14 protein-coding genes are annotated in these 16368 nt (G+C 72.4%); 7 read left to right on the top strand and 7 right to left on the bottom strand.

The window, feature by feature from the left end; genetic code table 11:
- Positions 1-28: 28 nt before the first annotated feature.
- The 3 genes from ACFYOY_RS16310 to ACFYOY_RS16300 form a co-directional block, all read right to left on the bottom strand.
- A complete protein-coding gene (locus ACFYOY_RS16310; RefSeq protein WP_351881550.1) occupies positions 29-1399 on the bottom strand; it encodes an MFS transporter in 1371 nt (456 codons plus the stop codon).
- Between the two features lie 32 nt (positions 1400-1431).
- Complete coding sequence (locus ACFYOY_RS16305; protein ID WP_351881553.1) at positions 1432-1893, bottom strand: MarR family transcriptional regulator; 462 nt, start codon at positions 1891-1893, stop codon at positions 1432-1434.
- A 226-nt stretch (positions 1894-2119) separates the two neighbouring features.
- Entirely contained in the window at positions 2120-3586 is a 1467-nt protein-coding gene (locus ACFYOY_RS16300) for an NCS2 family permease (protein ID WP_388587603.1), read from the bottom strand.
- Positions 3587-3757: 171 nt separating this feature from the next.
- Here ACFYOY_RS16300 and ACFYOY_RS16295 point away from each other — a divergent pair, with 171 nt between their 5' ends.
- A complete protein-coding gene (locus tag ACFYOY_RS16295; RefSeq protein ID WP_351881559.1) occupies positions 3758-4021 on the top strand; it encodes a DUF2530 domain-containing protein in 264 nt (87 codons plus the stop codon).
- Between the two features lie 326 nt (positions 4022-4347).
- The gene (locus tag ACFYOY_RS16290) at positions 4348-5166 is read left to right on the top strand and encodes an SAM-dependent methyltransferase (RefSeq protein ID WP_351881562.1); all 819 of its coding nucleotides are present in this window, start codon (positions 4348-4350) and stop codon (positions 5164-5166) included.
- A 121-nt stretch (positions 5167-5287) separates the two neighbouring features.
- On the opposite strand, the gene ACFYOY_RS16285 is transcribed toward ACFYOY_RS16290, so the two are convergent.
- The gene (locus tag ACFYOY_RS16285) at positions 5288-8782 is read right to left on the bottom strand and encodes a sacsin N-terminal ATP-binding-like domain-containing protein (protein WP_388587639.1); all 3495 of its coding nucleotides are present in this window, start codon (positions 8780-8782) and stop codon (positions 5288-5290) included.
- Between the two features lie 464 nt (positions 8783-9246).
- Complete coding sequence (locus ACFYOY_RS16280; protein WP_351882250.1) at positions 9247-10152, bottom strand: DUF3027 domain-containing protein; 906 nt, start codon at positions 10150-10152, stop codon at positions 9247-9249.
- A gap of 167 nt (positions 10153-10319) precedes the next feature.
- Between ACFYOY_RS16280 and ACFYOY_RS16275 the strand changes: the two genes are divergently transcribed.
- The 4 genes from ACFYOY_RS16275 to ACFYOY_RS16260 all read left to right on the top strand — a co-directional run bounded on the left by ACFYOY_RS16275 (position 10320) and on the right by ACFYOY_RS16260 (position 14603).
- Positions 10320-12029: an MFS transporter gene (locus ACFYOY_RS16275; protein ID WP_388587599.1), complete on the top strand. Its 1710-nt coding sequence runs from the start codon at positions 10320-10322 to the stop codon at positions 12027-12029.
- 253 nt (positions 12030-12282) lie between these two features.
- Positions 12283-12789, top strand: a complete 507-nt coding sequence (locus tag ACFYOY_RS16270) for a hypothetical protein (protein WP_351881568.1) — start codon at positions 12283-12285, stop codon at positions 12787-12789.
- 138 nt (positions 12790-12927) lie between these two features.
- Positions 12928-13740 carry a futalosine hydrolase gene (gene mqnB / locus ACFYOY_RS16265; RefSeq protein ID WP_351881571.1) on the top strand — a complete coding sequence of 271 codons (813 nt, stop codon included), beginning with the start codon at positions 12928-12930 and terminating at the stop codon, positions 13738-13740.
- Entirely contained in the window at positions 13737-14603 is an 867-nt protein-coding gene (locus tag ACFYOY_RS16260; protein WP_388587596.1) for a 1,4-dihydroxy-6-naphthoate synthase, read from the top strand. Before mqnB ends, ACFYOY_RS16260 begins: the two co-directional genes overlap by 4 nt.
- Before the next feature lie 84 nt (positions 14604-14687).
- On the opposite strand, the gene ACFYOY_RS16255 is transcribed toward ACFYOY_RS16260, so the two are convergent.
- Positions 14688-15071: a cold-shock protein gene (locus ACFYOY_RS16255; protein WP_014061494.1), complete on the bottom strand. Its 384-nt coding sequence runs from the start codon at positions 15069-15071 to the stop codon at positions 14688-14690.
- Between the two features lie 135 nt (positions 15072-15206).
- Between ACFYOY_RS16255 and ACFYOY_RS16250 the strand changes: the two genes are divergently transcribed.
- The gene (locus ACFYOY_RS16250) at positions 15207-15545 is read left to right on the top strand and encodes a hypothetical protein (RefSeq protein WP_388587593.1); all 339 of its coding nucleotides are present in this window, start codon (positions 15207-15209) and stop codon (positions 15543-15545) included.
- 100 nt (positions 15546-15645) lie between these two features.
- Here ACFYOY_RS16250 and ACFYOY_RS16245 read toward each other — a convergent pair whose 3' ends face one another.
- Positions 15646-16338 (bottom strand): haloacid dehalogenase-like hydrolase, encoded by a 693-nt coding sequence (locus tag ACFYOY_RS16245; protein WP_351881578.1) that lies wholly within the window; start codon positions 16336-16338, stop codon positions 15646-15648.
- Positions 16339-16368: the final 30 nt, after the last annotated feature.

Here is a 16368-nt window from a genome sequence, read left to right as displayed (position 1 = left end):
GAGCCCCTTCCCGCACAGCGTGGTGGGCTCAGGCCGTGGCGGCGAGTTGCTTGTCCTCCGGTGTGCGGGGGACGAAGACCACACGCGGGTGGCCGCGCCGGAGGTCCAGCTTCACCCGCAGACCGCCGGCCCGGACCAGGAGCAGCCCCACCGTGCCCGCGGCGGCGGCCGAGATCAGACCGCCCGCGGCGAAGCCGATACGCGCGCCACAGGTGTCGGTCACCCAGCCCACCAGCGGGCCGCCGATCGGCGTACCGCCCACGAAGACCATCATGAACAGGCTCATCACCCGGCCGCGCATCGCGGGATCGGTCGCGAGCTGGACGCTGGAGTTCGCGGTCACGTTGAACGTCAGGCTGAAGATCCCGATCGGCACCATGAGCGCCGCGAAGAGCCAGAAGTACGGGGTCGCCGCCGCGACCATCTCCAGCACGCCGAACATCAGCGCGGCCCCGACCAGCAGCCGCCGCCGGGCCACCACACGCCGCGCGGCCAGCAGCGCACCGGCCACCGAGCCGATCGCGATCAGCGTGTTGAGCAGGCCGTACGTACCGGGTCCGGCGTGGAAGACATCGTCGGCGAAGGCGCTCAGCCAGATCGGGAAGTTGAAGCCGAAGGTGCCGATGAAGCCGACGAGCACGATCGGCCAGATCAGATCGGGGTTCCCGGCGACATAGCGCAGCCCCTCCCGCAGCTGCCCCTTGCCGCGCGGCGCCCGCTCGACCTTGTGCAGCTCACTGGTGCGCATCAGCAGCAGCCCGATGATCGGGGCGGCGAAGGAGAGTCCGTTGATCAGGAAGGCCCAGCCGCTGCCCACGGCGGTGATCAGCACACCGGCGACCGCCGGGCCGACCAGCCGGGCGGACTGGAAGTTCGCGGAGTTGAGGCTCACCGCGTTCCGCAGGTCCTTGGGGCCGACCATCTCGTTGACGAAGACCTGGCGGGTCGGGTTGTCGACGACGGTGACCATGCCGAGCAGGAACGCGATCAGATAGACGTGCCAGACCTGCACATGGCCGCTGAGGGTGAGGGCGGCGAGGGCGAGCCCGCACAGCCCCAGCGCGGTCTGGGTGAACAGCAGCAGCCGCCGTCTGGGACATCGGTCCGCGAGGACCCCGCCGTACAGCCCGAAGAGCAGCATGGGCAGGAACTGCAGCGCGGTGGTGATGCCGACGGCGGTGGAGGAGCCGGTGATGCTGAGGACCAGCCAGTCCTGGGCGATCCGCGACATCCAGGTGCCGGTGTTGGAGATCATGGCACCGGTGGCGAACAGCCGGTAGTTGCGGACCTTCAGCGAACGGAAGGTCCCGCCCCGGGTGTGTCCCGTGGTGACGGGGGATGCGGGGTTTGTGGGGTGCTTCGGTGCGGGTGCGGAGTCTGCTCCGGGTCCCGTACTCAAGTGTGTTCGCCTCCTGGCTGCCTCGGTTGTTCTTACATATGCGCGAGCTTCTCCAGCACGGGCGCGGCGGCGCGCAGCACGTCCCACTCGTCCTCGGTCAGCTCCCCGACCAGCTCGGCCAGCCAGGCGTTGCGCTTGCGTCGGCTCTCCTCGAGCATGGCCTCAGCCCGCTCGGTCGGCGAGACGACCTTCTGCCGCCGGTCCTCTGGATGCGGCTCGAGCCTGACGAGTCCCTTGGCCTCCAGCAGGGCCACGATGCGGGTCATCGACGGCGGCTGGACGTGCTCCTTGCGGGCCAGCTCACCGGGGGTGGCGGAGCCGCACTGGGCCAACGTGCCCAGGACCGCCATCTCGGTCGGGCTGAGCGACTCGTCCACCCGCTGGTGCTTGAGCCGCCGCGAGAGACGCATCACCGCCGACCGCAGGGCGCTCACGGCGGCCGCGTCATCGGGGGGCGCCTCCGCGTTGTGCTGGGAGCGGGACAGATCCGGCATGGTCTTTAGCATAACTCATTACCTCGCCTAATGAAACCCTGGTTACGCCCTTATTTCTATTTCACCCGAACGAGTGAGTTGACTCCGGGTAGTGACGTTCGGCGAAACGTCCTGAGCGCCCAGGACACCTCGGTCCAGGACGCTCAGGAGGGGACGACGCACATGAGAGCAGGACGACGTACGCCAGGGCGGGGCGACGGCTCGGCTCAGGAGGCGACGGCTCGGCTCAGGAGACGCCGAGCGCCTGCTCGATCGGGTTGAGCAGGAAGTACACCAGGAAGCACAGCCCCACCGCGCCCAGCAGCCACGGGATCTCGCGGGTCCGCCGGGTGGCGATGCGCAGCAGCAGGAACGAGAGCACGCCCAGCCCGATCCCGTTGGTGATGCTGTAGGTGAAGGGCATCGAGATCATGGTCAGGAAGGCCGGGATCGCGATCGTGAAATCGCTCCAGTCGATCTCCTTGACGTTCGCCGCCATGATCAGGAAGCCGACGACCACCAGCGCGGGGGTCGCGGCCTGCGAGGGCACCACCTTGGCCAGCGGGGTGAAGACCAGCGCGAGCAGGAAGAGACCGCCGGTCACCACGTTCGCGAGACCGGTGCGCGCCCCTTCCCCGACGCCCGCCGTGGATTCGACGAAGCAGGTGTTGGCCGAGGCCGAGCCGAAGCCGCCGCCCGCGACCGCGACGCCGTCCATCATCAGGATCCGGCCCATGCCCGGCAGCTGCCCGCGGTCATCGGTCAACCCGGCCTCCTCGCCGACGCCGATGATCGTGCCCATCGCGTCGAAGAAGCCGGACAGCAGCACGGTGAAGACGAAGAGACAGCCGGTGAGCAGGCCGACCTCATGGAAGCCGCCGAAGAGGCTGACATGGCCGACCAGGCCGAAGTCCGGGGTGTCGACCACCTTCTCCGGCACCTTGGGGATGGTCAGCCCCCACTGGGCGTCCGGGATCTGGGCCAGGGAGTTGATCACGATCGCGACCACGGTCATGCTCACGATGCCGATCAGGATCGCGCCGCGCGTCTTGCGGACGATCAGGATGAACGTGAGCGCGAGACCGGCCACGAACACCAGCACCGGCCAGCCCTGCAGCCGCCCGGCCACCCCCAGCCCCAGGGGGACCGTGGTGTGCGCGGAGTCGGGGTTACGGCTGACGAAGCCGGAGTCGACCAGGCCGATCAGGGCGATGAACAGCCCGATGCCGATCGCGATCGCCCGCCGCAGCCCGGCCGGAATCGCGTCCATCACCCGCTGCCGCAGCCCCGAGGCGACGAGGATCATCAGCACCAGGCCCGCGAGCACCACCATGCCCATCGCGTCCGGCCAGCTCATCTTGGGTGCGAGCTGCAGCGAGACCACGGCGTTGATGCCCAGGCCCGCGGCGAGCGCGATGGGGACGTTGCCGATGATCCCCATGAGCAGCGTGGTCAGGCCCGCGATCAGGGCGGTGGCGGTGACGAGCTGGCCGTTGTTGAGCTGATGGCCGAACTTGTCCGTACCGGCCCCGAGGATGATCGGGTTCAGCACGACGATGTAGGCCATCGCAAAGAACGTGGCCAGGCCGCCACGGATCTCCCGGGAGACCGAGGAGCCGCGCTCACTGATCTTGAAGAACTTGTCGATGCCGTTCATAGGGGGAGTCGGAGCCTGTTCGCTGGCGTCGACCGGCGCGGGGGCCGAGGGGGACATGGATGACCTCAGTCTTGCGTGAACATCAACAGTGGGTCTCTTGGACGATCGAACAAGACATTCCAGCCAGACCCGAAAGCATTCAGTATGAAACTATTAAGGCCAGATCGCCAAACCGGTCCCGGCACGGCCCCGCCCAGGCCCCATGACCGGCCCCCTTAAGCTGTGGCCATGACGAAGTGGACCCCCAAGCACGAGGCGCCGGAGCCGCTCGAGGGCAATGTCGTGGCCACGATCACCGGCGGCACGATCGTGTGGTTCGTCCTCTTCCTCGTCCAGCTGCCCTTCTACCGCTGGTTCGACGAACACGGACATCTGTGGTGGCTGTGGACCTGCCTGGCCGGCGGCGCCCTCGGACTGCTCGGTGTCTGGTACGTACGGGCCCGGGACGCGGCGATCAACGGCTCGCGGAACGGCGACGCGCGGAACGGCTGACGCACCTGCCCGAGCGCGCACCACGCACCCGCGACGGCGGCGCACCCGCGACGGCACGGCGCCGGACCGCCGCCGTTCCCGGCGGCGATCCGGCGCGCCCCGGCCCGGTGCGCGGGCGCGCTCCCCTCCTCGCGACGCACCCGCTCACCCGTCCGTGGCGCACACAGAAAGATGAGGGCCCCGCCGCGAAGACGCGCGGGCGGAGCCGGATGCGACAACTGTACGATCTTCACGGGCCGTTCACAATGTCGCGGAAGCCTCGCGGCACACACTTTGTTCGGTAACTACCGTCTTGCGGCAGCCAACTCACCAGTAATGTGAGGGATATGACCGGTAACCGCTTTCGTGCCGATGAGATCGATACCAGCAAGCCGCACTCGGCCCGCATGTATGACTACTTCCTGGGCGGTAAGACCCATTACGCGGTCGACACCCACGCCGCCGAACAGGTCGAGGCCGTCTGGCCCGACGTCAAGCCGTGGACCCGTGCCAACCGGTCATTCATGCACCGCGCGACCCGCTGGCTCGCGCGCGAGGCGGGCATACGGCAGTTCCTGGACATCGGCACCGGTATCCCGACCGAGCCCAACCTCCACCAGGTCGCCCAGGAGATAGCCCCGGACTCCCGGGTCGTCTACGCGGACAACGACCCCATCGTGCTGGCCTACGCCCAGGCCCTGTTGCTCTCCACGCCCGAGGGCCGCACCGCCTACATCCACGCGGACGTCACCGAACCGGAGGCCATCCTGGCCGCCGAGGACCTGGCCGACACCCTCGATCTGTCCCAGCCGATCGCCCTGTCGCTCAACGCGATCATGCACTTCATCGCGAACGAACAGAAGCCGTACGAGATCGTGCGACAGCTGGTCGAGCCCCTGGCGTCGGGCAGCTACCTCGTGCTCTCGCACGGTGGGCTCGACCCCCGCGGCGGGGTCTCGGACGCGGTGACCAACCTCTACCGCAGCAGCGGCATCCATGTGCAGGGCCGCGCCCAGGAGGAGGTCCTTCCGTTCTTCGACGGGCTGGAGCTGGTCGACCCGGGCGTGGTGATGCCCCACCGCTGGAAGCCCGAGAACGAACAGGCCAGAGCAGAGGCGGAGGAAAAGGACCTGTGGATCTACGCGGGCGTGGCGCGCAAGCCCTGACCCGGGGCGCGACACGTGATCCGGGGCACGAGCCCGGCCCCGGGCAAGAGCTGACCCGGGGCGGGGGCCCCACCCCGGGCAGCCCCCGGGCGTCCGTCGGCCGAACACCCCCGGGCCTCCGTCAGTCGAACCAGCGGGCCCGCGCCAGCTCCTCCGTACGGGTCAGGTCCTCCAGCAGGGCCGCCACCTCGAACCGGCGCGACCAGTGGCCGGCGGCCCAGGCGAGACCGGCCGCCACCCCCTCGACCGTCGAGGCGTGCAGGGTGCCGTCCACATACCGCCAGTCCAGCTCGTCCTCGCCCTCGATCAGCAGCTCTTCGTGCTCGATGTACGACAGCGGGGCGCCCGGGAGGAGTTCGCGGACCGCCTCGGGCACCTCGTGCGGATCGCCCTGTGAGGTCACCCGCGCCGGGTACGCCTCGCTCAGCCGCCGCACCTGGAACAGCTCGGCCAGCTCCGCCGCCCGGGTGGGCCGTACGGGCAGCAGCGCCCGGCTGTCCACCTCGGCCAGCGGCATCAGGTCCGGGGCGTCCGCGACCAGTGCCTCGCCCGCCTCGACCACCGTCGGTTCGCCGTCCACGATGGCGCGCACATCGTCCGGCAGGGTCACCTGCTCGGGTTCCAGGTCGGCCAACTGCCCGTAGAGGGCGTGCAGCTGGGCGGGGGTCACCTCGCGGTCCGGGTCGGCGAGGCGGGCCAGCAGCTCGGCGGCGCCTCCCGGTTCGTCCAGCAGCGCGGCGACGGAGGTCCGCACCCCCAGCGCCCGCAGCACCTGCTCGTCCTCGAACCCCGCCGCGTCCACGGCCTCGTACAGCCCCGCCAGCAGCGGATCGCCCCCGGCCGCGCGCAGCCCGGCGGGGCGGCGGCCGTCCAGCACCGGATGGCCGCGCAGCCACCACGCGGTGTACGAGCGCACGGTCTCCGTCGTGCCGTCCGGCAGCAGCACCCGCACCGGCGCGGTGAGCGCGTCGCGCAGCGGCGGCTGGGCGAGCATCGCGAGCGCCCGCGGCCAGGCGTCGTCGTCGACCAGGTCCAGGTCCCGTACGGCCACGATCTCGGTGGCCACCGGCGGCACCGGCGTCTGCGGCAGCCGGTCCAGCACGTCCTCGCACCACACGTCGACGGCGTCCAGCACGCCGACGTCGTCCGGCTCGGTGAAGTCGCCTTCGCGCGGCTCCAGTTCATCCGGGTCCAGCACCACATCGGTGGCCCTGACCAGCGTGAAGCCGGCCAGCACACCGACCGCGGCCAGCGGCTGCTCGCCCCAACGCTCGGCCAGTTCGGCGTCACACGCGGCCAGTTCACCCTCCCGCATCACCTGCTCGAAGGCGCTGCCGGGAAGGACCAGTTCACCGGCCGGGGCCAGCTCCCCGTCCTCGTCCGGCAGCGCGAGCGCGGCCAGCCAGGGCTCGTCGCCGGGCGCCAGCCGGGCCTGCTGGACCAGGCCGAGGACGGTGTCGGCCAGCGTGTCGGCGTCCAGCGCCGCCCCCAGGGCCTCGCCCTCCTCCGCGAACGGGTCGTACTCGTCCTCCGCCTCCAGCGAATGCGCGACGGCGGCCCGCACCTGCGGGGTCGTCAGCACGGCGCGGGGGGTGGCGGGGGTCGCGCCGAGCTTCTCCAGGAGTGGATGGGCGGCGTCCGGATGTGCAACTTTCAGGCCGAGGCGGGCGAGGGTGCGATGCGTAGCGCTCACCGCACCGCCGCGCTCGGGGGCCTCCGTGGCCCCGGCGAGTCCGGCGGGCTCGGCGGTTCCGGCCATCCCGGCGGACTCGGCGCCCCAGGCGGCCCCGGCGGCCGGCGCGGCCTCGGCGGTTCCGATGCTGTCCAGGTCGCCGTCGGCCTCGCCCGGCAGCGGCAGCAGCACCTGCCGGGGCCCGATCGTCGTCCGGCCGTCCGCCAGCGGCACCGGCAGCCCGCTGAGCCGGTCCGGGTCGATGCCGCCCAGCGAGTCGTACAGCCGCCGCCACCAGGCCGGGGCGCGCTCCACACCGGCGAGCCGGTCGATGAGCTCGCCCAGCGGCACCCGGGCCACGCCCAGCACCCGCAGCTCCGAACGGCGCTCCAGCCCCGCGGGCAGCAGCGTCGGGAACAGCTCGGCCAGCACCTCCACCGTCTCCGCGCCCGCGCCCTCGACGACCTCGGCGTCCCGGGGCCGCAGGGCGTGCGGCTCACCCTCGAAACCGCCGCGCGCCAGCACGTCGTCATCCCAGTCGGCCGGGGAGTCGGCCGCGGCGACCGGCGGGGCGGACAGGGCCGCATCGCCCGCCGCGGGGCCGCCCTGGGCGGCGTCCGGCCCGAGCGCGTCCGGTGACCCGAGCCAGCCCTCCACGGCCTCGGTGCCCGCGCCCGCCGCCGGGGCGGCGGCGCTGGGCAGGAACGGCACCCGCGGCAGCCGCTCCAGCACCCTCCGGCGCAGCTCCCCGTCCAGCTCGCCCTTGCCCAGCTGGCCCGGGACCAGGTCGATCGTGCCGACCGAGACCGGATGCCAGTCGCGCAGCAGCGCCGCGTAGGACTCGGCCGCGCGGTCCAGCAGGAAGTCCGTGAGCGGGCCGGGGGCGGTGTGGCGGCGGGTGGGCTCCAGCGGGAAGGACGCGATCAGCAGCGCCGGCATGCCCAGCGGCTCATCGGTCGGCGTCGGGGCGTGGACGACCGGGGCGGTCGCGGACCGCACCGGCGCGCCCTCCGCGTCCACCGGAACCGCCCAGGTCACCGACCACACCGGGCGCAGCCGCTCCTCCACCGGGCGGTCGGCGAGCAGCTCCGGCTCCAGCCGCCCGCCGACGCTCTCGGTGCGCCAGCGCGTCGTCCCGCGTGCGCCACCGGCCTCGCCGCCGCCCTCACGGCTGTCCTCGATGACGGTGTACGGGCCCTCCTGGCGGCGGCGCAGCGTCCGGGTGCCCTCGACGGTCTCGACCACCACCTCGGCCAGACCGGGAAGGGTGAGCAGCAGCGCGTCGTCGATCCCGGCCAGCAGCCGCTCCGCCACGTCCAGGGCCGCGCCGTCGCGCAGCGGCAGCACCACGACGGTGTCGTAACCCTCCGGGGCGATCCCCTCGGCGGGCAGCGGCAGCCGCAGCAGCGGTACGTGGCCGTCGCGGCGGCGCAGCTCCTCGGCGAGGCCGGGGCTGGTGGCGGTGGCGTGCCGGGTCAGCTCGCGCGCCTCGGCCAGCGACCAGCGCACCCCGCCGGTACGGCCCACGACCGCGGGCTCGTCGCTCACCGCGAGGACCGCGGCGAAGCCGACGCCGAACCGCCCGACCGCGCTCGCCGGCTCGTCCCGCTTGGCCGACGCCCGCAGGGTGGACAGCGACTCGACCCCGACCGCGTCCAGCGGCGCCCCCGTGTTGGCGGCGGCCAGCACGGCGGGCTCGCCGTCGGTGGCCGGCCGCAGGGTCAGCAGTAGCCGTCCGGGCACCCCGGCGCGGGCCGCGGCGTCCGCCGCGTTCTGGGCCATCTCGACGACCAGCCGGTCGCGGTGGCCGCCCAGCGCCAGGTCCTCCTCGGCATTGGCGTCCTCCCGGAACCGGGCGGGCGACGCGGCCCAGGCGTCCAGCACGCCGCGCCGCAGCCGCGCGGTCCCGAACGGGTCCGCGTCCTCGGTCGCGCCTCGCACCATCGCCGTGCTGCTCACGTCTCGCCTCCGGAGTTCCTGGTCGGGGTCCGTCCTGCGCCGCGGCTCCACACCGCCGAGTCCCCCGCGGTGGGGCTCGCCCCACCGCGCTCGTCGTTCCCTCGCGTGTCGCCCTTGCTAGCCGCGAACGTACCGCTATCCGCGCCCAAACGACGCCTCGGGCTCCAGACAACCGGATTCCCCGCCTCAGCCCCGAGTCTTCCCCCGCCTCAGCCCTGAGCCCCTCGGCCCCCGGCCCGTCCGGCGGGGCATGCGGGGCTCCCGGCCGCACCTGCCCACACGTCGCCTGACGAGTCCGGGAGGCGCGTATCCGGGCAGCGGCGGACAGCGGCCGTCACGGGCACCCCACGGGGCGGCAGCGGCGGGGGTCCGCAGCCGCCGTCGCGGCGACGGCGCGCCGCCGGGGGCCACCTCAGCCGCGGGCCCGCACAGACCGCCTGTAGACCGCCTCAGCTGTGGCCCAGTTCCTCCGGCGGGGTGTCCGCCTCGACGGAGCCGCTCGCGCGGTCCGGGTGGAGGGGGAGCGGTTCGACGACGGTCTCGTCGACCACGGGTGCGGACGGGCGCGGAGGCTTGGGCATCACGGCGGCCTCGGAGTGGGCGCCGCATCCGTACGAGAGGGAGACGACGCGGCCGTCCGCCGGGCTGAACTCGTTCGCGCACACCCCGAACGCCTGTCCCAGCGAGCCGCCGAGGGGCATCAGGAAGCCGCAGGTCGCGCACGTGCCGGGGGCTGCCTGGGCCATGGGGGTCTGGGAGCCGTACGCCTCGTCCCAGCGGTCGGCCGCGACGTGGAGGCCGTAGCGCGACAGCACCCGGGCGCGGCGCATGCCCAGCTCCTCGGCGATGGCCGCGATCGAGCCGGTCTTGGGCGCGGCGGTCTGGGTGACGGGGGCGCCGGCCGTCACATCGGCCTCCTCCGCCGCCGCGAGCTGCTGCATCTCCTCCGAGACCACGGAGTTGGGCGGCGGGGCGTCCTCGCCCGTGTAGCCCGGCTCCAGGCGCAGGTCCTCGGCCTCGGTGGGGAGCAGATCGCCCGGCCCCATGTCACCGGGGCGCAGCCGCTCACTCCAGGGCACCCACTCCGGCGCGAGCAGCGCGTCGGGGCCGGGGAGCAGCACCGTCTCGTCCAGGGTGACGGTCTTCGCGCGCGAGGCGCGGGCCACGGTGACCGCCCAGCGCCAGCCGCGATAGCCGGGCTCGGGGCTCTCGAAGAGATGCGTGACCACGCGATCGCCCTCGGCGACAGCGCCCATATACTCGCCGACCTTCCCCGGAAAGGCGGCTTCCATGGCCGCCTCGCGGGCGAGTTCGACCGCCTCGGCGCACAGGCGGTCGGGGGTACGGCTTCGCATCGCACTCACAGGATCGATTCTCTCTTCCACGCCGTCGCAGCCGTCTGACCTGGTGCGCCAGCCGTACGGCCGGAACGCGGGACCGCGGACGGAGCGGACCATGGGGCCGCCTCGACGTCCGCGCCCATCCGGCCTTCGGGCGCACCTTGTACGTCCCATTCTGCGGGATGGCTACTCGGCACACGGCCAGGAACGACCCTCGGTGGCGCGGTTACGCACGCTACCTTGTCCGGCCCCGCGGCCCCTACCCCCGTCCCATGCCCGTCCCCGGCGCCCGCACCGTCCACCCCCTGCCCGCCCGCCCCGGGGAAACCGCATTTCCGCTGGACAGCGGGGTGTTGCCGATCCCCGCCGACGGCGCCGCCATCCGGAAAGCCGTCGAAGGTCTGACGCCGGGGCCGCGTTGGCTGCACCATGGTCAGGTGGCAGGCACGCGGTGGTACAGCGGCGGTTCGACCAGACGGTCGGGCCGCTGGGTCGTCCATGCGCTCCGTCTTCCCTTCACCGCGGCCGGGCGGGGCATCCGCCGGGCCACCCACGCCCATGGGGCCGGGGAGTCGGGGCTCGGCAAGCTGATCGAGCTGCACGCGGTGAACTCCGCGGGCGACATGATGATCACCGTCGCGCTCGCCTCCACGATCTTCTTCTCGGTCCCGACCGACGAGGCCCGCGGGCGGGTCGCGCTCTACCTGGTCATCACCATGGCGCCATTCGCGCTACTCGCCCCGGTCATCGGCCCGCTCCTGGACCGCCTTCCGCACGGCCGCCGCGCGGCCATGGCGGGCGCGATGCTGACCCGCGCGGTGCTCGCGCTGACGATGGCGGGGGCTGTGGCGGGCGGCGGCCTCGAACTGTATCCAGCGGCGCTGGGCGTGCTGGTGGCGTCCAAGGCGTACGGAGTCGTCCGTTCCGCCGTTGTGCCACGGCTGCTCCCACCCCACTTCTCCCTGGTCAAGGCCAACTCACGGGTCACGCTTGCCGGGCTGCTCGCGACCGGCGTGGCGGCCCCGCTGGGGGCCGGGCTGCATCAGATCGGTCCGAGCTGGCCGCTGTACGGGGCGTCCGTGATCTTCCTGCTGGGCGGATTCCTGTCGTTCACCCTCCCGCACAAGGTGGACTCCGCGAAGGGTGAGGCCAGGGCGCAGCTGACCTCGGGACAGCGCCATCTGCATCTGCCGGTGACGGTGACGGTGCGTAAACCCAAGGCCAGGGTCGGCGGGTCCAGGACCGCCTTCTGGACTCTCTTTCGGAGCACCCTTCGCAGGAGCCGTTCCGGGCGGCTCGGCCTCCGTACGGTCGGCCCCTCCGTACTGCACGCCCTGCAGGCGTGTGCCGCGCTGAAGACCCTGTCCGGATTCCTCACCCTCTTCCTCGCCTTCCTCCTCCGCGACCAGCCCGTGGGCGGGCTCGGCCCCGAGGTCTCACTCGGCCTGGCCGCCGTCTGCGCGGGCGGCGGCAACGCGCTGGGCACCGCGATCGGCGCCTGGCTGCGGGCGCGCGGCCCGGAACGGATCATCGCGGTGGTGCTGAGCTCGGCCCTGGCCGTGATCATCGTGTCGGCGGCCCTCTACGGCGCGGTGACGGTGGCCGCCGTGGCCGCCACGGCCGGAATCTCCCAGGCGCTGGGCAAGCTGTCCCTGGACGCGCTGATCCAGCGCGACGTCCCGGAGGAGGTCCGCACCTCCGCGTTCTCCCGCTCCGAGACGACGCTCCAGATGGCGTGGGTCCTCGGCGGCGCCATCGGCATCGTGCTGCCGCTCCACGGGGTGCTGGGGATGGCGGTCGCCGCGGCTGTGCTCGCGCTGGGCGTGGCACTGAGCGTCCGCGGGCTGCTGAGCGCCTCCCGGCAGGGGGCGCCATATCCACGGGTGGCTTGACGCGCGTGCGCGGGGGCTGGTCTGAATCGCATGCGCGGGGGGCTGGGCTGGGTCGCGTCTGCGGCCGGCCTGAATTGCGTGCACGACCGCTGGGCTGGGTCGCGTCTGCAGCCGGCCTCATCCGCGTGCGCGGAGGCTGGTCCGACTCGGCTCCACGGCTGACCTGACCCGCCTCCGCGGCTCGCCTGACCCGCCTCCGCGGCTCGCCTGACCCGCGCGCGAAGTGATCGGGGCGGCCCGATAGCCTGCCCGCATGACCGCTGCGCTGTTTTCCAGGGGCAAGGGCCGCCGCGCCGCCACCGCCGCCTGTGCTGTGTCCCTCGGGCTCGTCGCCCTCTCCGCATGCGACAAGCCGACCCCGCTGGCAACGGTGACGGTCGGTTCGGAGACCGTGACGGCCGAGGCGAGCGACGGCTGCTACGGCGACGGCAAGGACCTGAGCTCGGGGAAGTTCAAGGCGTGCCTGTCGGCCAAGCCCGAAGAGACGATCAAGGTGACCTCCGGCGACAAGGTGCGGATCGGGGTGGACCCCGAGATCGCCAAGTCCAGCTGGGGCCTGATCGCCAACAACCCGGTCATGGCCGAGGCGAGCAAGGAGACGTACCGCAGCTTCGACAGCGACACGCTCTTCGCCCAGCAGAACCCGCAGACGGGCCAGACCACGCTCGAGAAGAAGGTCACGATCACGATCGCCGAGCTCGGCAAGAGCAGCCAGGGCGTCAAGGGCATCTGGCGCTTCACGCTGGAACGGGACTCCTGACAGGATTCCTGACGTACGGGACTCCGTAGGACGAAGCGCCGCCCTGACGGGGCCTGGCCGCACGGGGAAGACTGGGCACGTCGAGGGAACCCGACGCCCCAGGAGAACCAGCCACGGCGTGACAAGGGGGAACCGTCCATGCGCGTACTGATCGTCACGGCCGTGCCCGCCGAGCGGGACGCCGTGGTGCGGGGTGTCGGCGCCACCTCCCCCGAGGTGGCCGAACTCCCCGTCCCCGGCGGAATGATCCACCGGCTGAGCCCGGTGCCGCCCACCGGGCCGCCGCTCACCGTGGATGTCCTGGCCGCCGGGGTCGGCCCGGCGGCCGCGGCGGCCGGAACCGCGGCCGCCCTGACCGCGGCCGCGGTCGCCCGCACTCCCTACGACCTCGCCGTATCGGCCGGTATCGGCGGCGGCTTCACCACCGCGCGCCCCAACGCCGCCGCGCGCCCCAACGCCACGCAGCCTGCCCCCGCGCAGCCCGCCGCCGCGCGCCTCGGCTCCATGGTCGTCGCCGACGCGATCGTCGCCGCCGACCTGGGCGCCGAGACCCCCGACGGTTTCACCGCCGTCACCGACCTGGGCTTCGGAACCGTCGAACACCTCCCGCCCGCCCCGCTCGTCGCCGCCGTCGCCGAGGCGACGGACGCCGTGCGCGGCACCGTGCTCACCGTGTCGACCGTGACCGGCAGCGCCGCACGGGCCGCCGAGCTGCTGCGCCGCCATCCGCACGCCGCCGCCGAGGCCATGGAGGGCTTCGGCGTGGCGGAGGCCGCCGCGGCCCAGTCCGTGCCCACCCTGGAGGTACGGGCGATCTCCAACGCCGTCGGGCCGCGCGACCGCGCGGCTTGGCGGATCGGGGCGGCGCTCGAGGCGCTCACCAGCGCCTTCGGAACCATCGCCCCCCTCCTTGGCACCTGGACCTTGGACCCGGAAGGAACCCGGCAGTGACTGAGCCTCTGAAGATCGCCTACTCCCCGTGCCCCAACGACACCTTCGTCTTCCACGCCTGGGCCCACGGCCGCGTCCCCGGCGCGCCCGCGCTCGATGTCACCTTCGCCGACATCGACATCACCAACGGGATGGCGGAGCGCGGTGAGTTCGATGTGCTGAAGGTGTCCTACGCCGTACTGCCGTGGGTGCTGGACGACTATGCGCTGCTCCCCTGCGGCGGGGCGCTCGGGCGCGGCTGCGGTCCGCTGGTGCTCACGCGGCAGCCCGGCGAGGGGCAGCAGTTCACCGGCAAGGACCTGGCGGGGAAGACGGTCGCGGTGCCGAGCGAGCGTTCGACCGCGTATCTGCTCTTCCGGCTGTGGGCCGCCGCGGAGGTGCCGGGCGGGGTCGGCGAGATCAAGGTGCTGCCGTTCCACGCGATCATGCCCGCGGTGCGGGACGGCGAGGTCGACGCCGGGCTCGTCATCCACGAAGCCCGGTTCACCTATCAGAATTACGGGCTGCACTGCCTGGCTGACATGGGCGAGCACTGGGAGCAGACCACCGGCCTGCCGATCCCGCTCGGCGCGATCATCGCCAAGCGCTCACTGGGCGACGAGCGGCTGCGGGAACTCGCCGACGCCGCCCGGACGTCGGTACGGATGGCCTGGGACGACCCGGAGGCGTCGCGGACGTACGTCCTGGAGCACGCCCAGGAGATGGACCCGGCCGTCGCCGATCAGCACATCGGGCTGTACGTGAACGAGTTCACCGCCGACCTGGGCGAGAACGGCTACGCCGCGGTGCGCGGGCTGCTGACCCGCGCGGCGGCCGAGGGGCTGGTGCCGCCCCTCGGCCCCGGTGTGCTGGACACGGTCTGACGTTCCGGCGGATTCCGGCGCTCCCATCGAATTCGGCTGATGGATTCCGCCTGACGGGATGTCGTATGTGCGGGGCCGATCAGGTCATACGTCGAGCTGGTCGGCCACCGCTCGCAGCATGCCCGCGATCTTGTGGCCGTGTGCCTTGTCCGGGTAGCGGCCGCGCTCCAGCTGCTGCGTCACGTTTTCCAGCAGGGTGGTCAGGTCCTGGACGATCGACGCCAGCTCATCCGGCTTGCGCCGCTGGGCGGCCGCCACGGAAGGGGTCGGGTCGAGAACGGTGACGGACAATGCCTGATCTCCGCGGTTTCCGGCCACCACGCCGAATTCCACGCGCTGCCCCGGCTTTAGCGCGTCGACACCTTCCGGAAGCACCGACGAGTGAACGAAGACGTCGCCACCGTCATCGCGGGAGAGAAAGCCAAAGCCCTTCTCACTGTTGAACCACTTGACCTTGCCGGTAGGCACGTCTGTCTCGTCCTCGTCGCTCGTCGGAAAACACGGAAAAACGGCTCTCGATAGCACTACAGCGGGTCGTAAGACCCGCCACCACCAAGGCTAATGGTCCCGAGCCTGGTGACAAGACGTACCCGGGTGGTTCCTATGCGCGCTCTGGCACGGATCTACCCTGGTGCGGTGAGTAATGAAACCCCGCACAGCGGTGGCTCCCCCAGCCATCCCCGGGAGGCACTCCTTCCCGGCGACCGGCTCATCCGGTCCGGCGTCATCGTCTTCGCCATTGGAGCCGTGGCCACGCTCGTCACCGTCGCGCCGCTCTTCCTCGGCGCGGATCCGCTGCCGTCGGTCGCGTACTTCATGTGCATGCTGATGGGCGTCGGCTTCGCCCTCGCCGCCGCGGGGCTGCTGCGCTCCATCGCGGCACAGCGGCGGCAGGCCGCGGCCGCCCAGGCGCCGCGGACGGCCGTACCGCCAAACGGGTGAATCGGCCCGGGGGATGCTTCACCCCGGGATCTGCGTCAGCAAGCCGACCAGGCTGCTGTCTGACCGCCTACCTGCTGGGTGACCGCCCAGGCGTGGCCACCTACGCCTGAGCGCCTATGTGCCCCGCCAGCCAGGCCGGGAACGCCGACAGGTCGTCCAGGACGACATCGGCGCCGGCCGCCAGCAGCTCATCCGCCGGGCAGGGCCCGGTGGCGACCGCCACGGACAGCGCGCCGGCCGTACGGGCGCCCCGTACGTCACCCGTGTGGTCCCCCACGTACACCGTCGCCCCGTACTCCCGCAGCGCCTCCGCCTTGGCCTCGGCCCACAGCCAGCCGATGACCGCGTCCGCCTCGATGCCCAGGTGGCTCAGATGCAGCTTGGCGTTGGGCTCGTGCTTCGCGGTGACGACGATGGCCCGGCCCCCGGCCCGCCGCACGGCCTCGATCGCCTCACGGGCCCCGGTCATGGCCGGGGTGGGCCCGATCGCGTACTCCGGGTAGAGCTCGCGGTAGAGCTCACCCATCTCCTCGACGCGCTCGTCGGGGAACCACTGCACCAGCTCCCGCTCCAGCGGCGGGCCGAGCCGGGTGATGGCGAGGTCGGCGTCGATGTAGGTGCCGGTCCGGGCCGAGAGCGCCTCGTACGCCGCCTTGATGCCCGGCCGGGAGTCGATCAGGGTCATGTCGAGATCGAAGCCGACGGTCACCGTGTGTGACCCGGCGTCCGCGGCGAGGCCCGGGTCGGTGGTGGGGACGGGGGACGGAGCGGAGTACGAAGACATGCCCGCCATTGTGCCTCGACCCACCCCATACACTTAGCC

Origin of the sequence: Streptomyces sp. NPDC007875, assembly GCF_042868035.1 — a bacterium.
In the GTDB taxonomy this organism is placed as follows: domain Bacteria; phylum Actinomycetota; class Actinomycetes; order Streptomycetales; family Streptomycetaceae; genus Streptomyces; species Streptomyces antimycoticus.
This window is presented reverse-complemented; position numbering and strand designations above follow the sequence as displayed.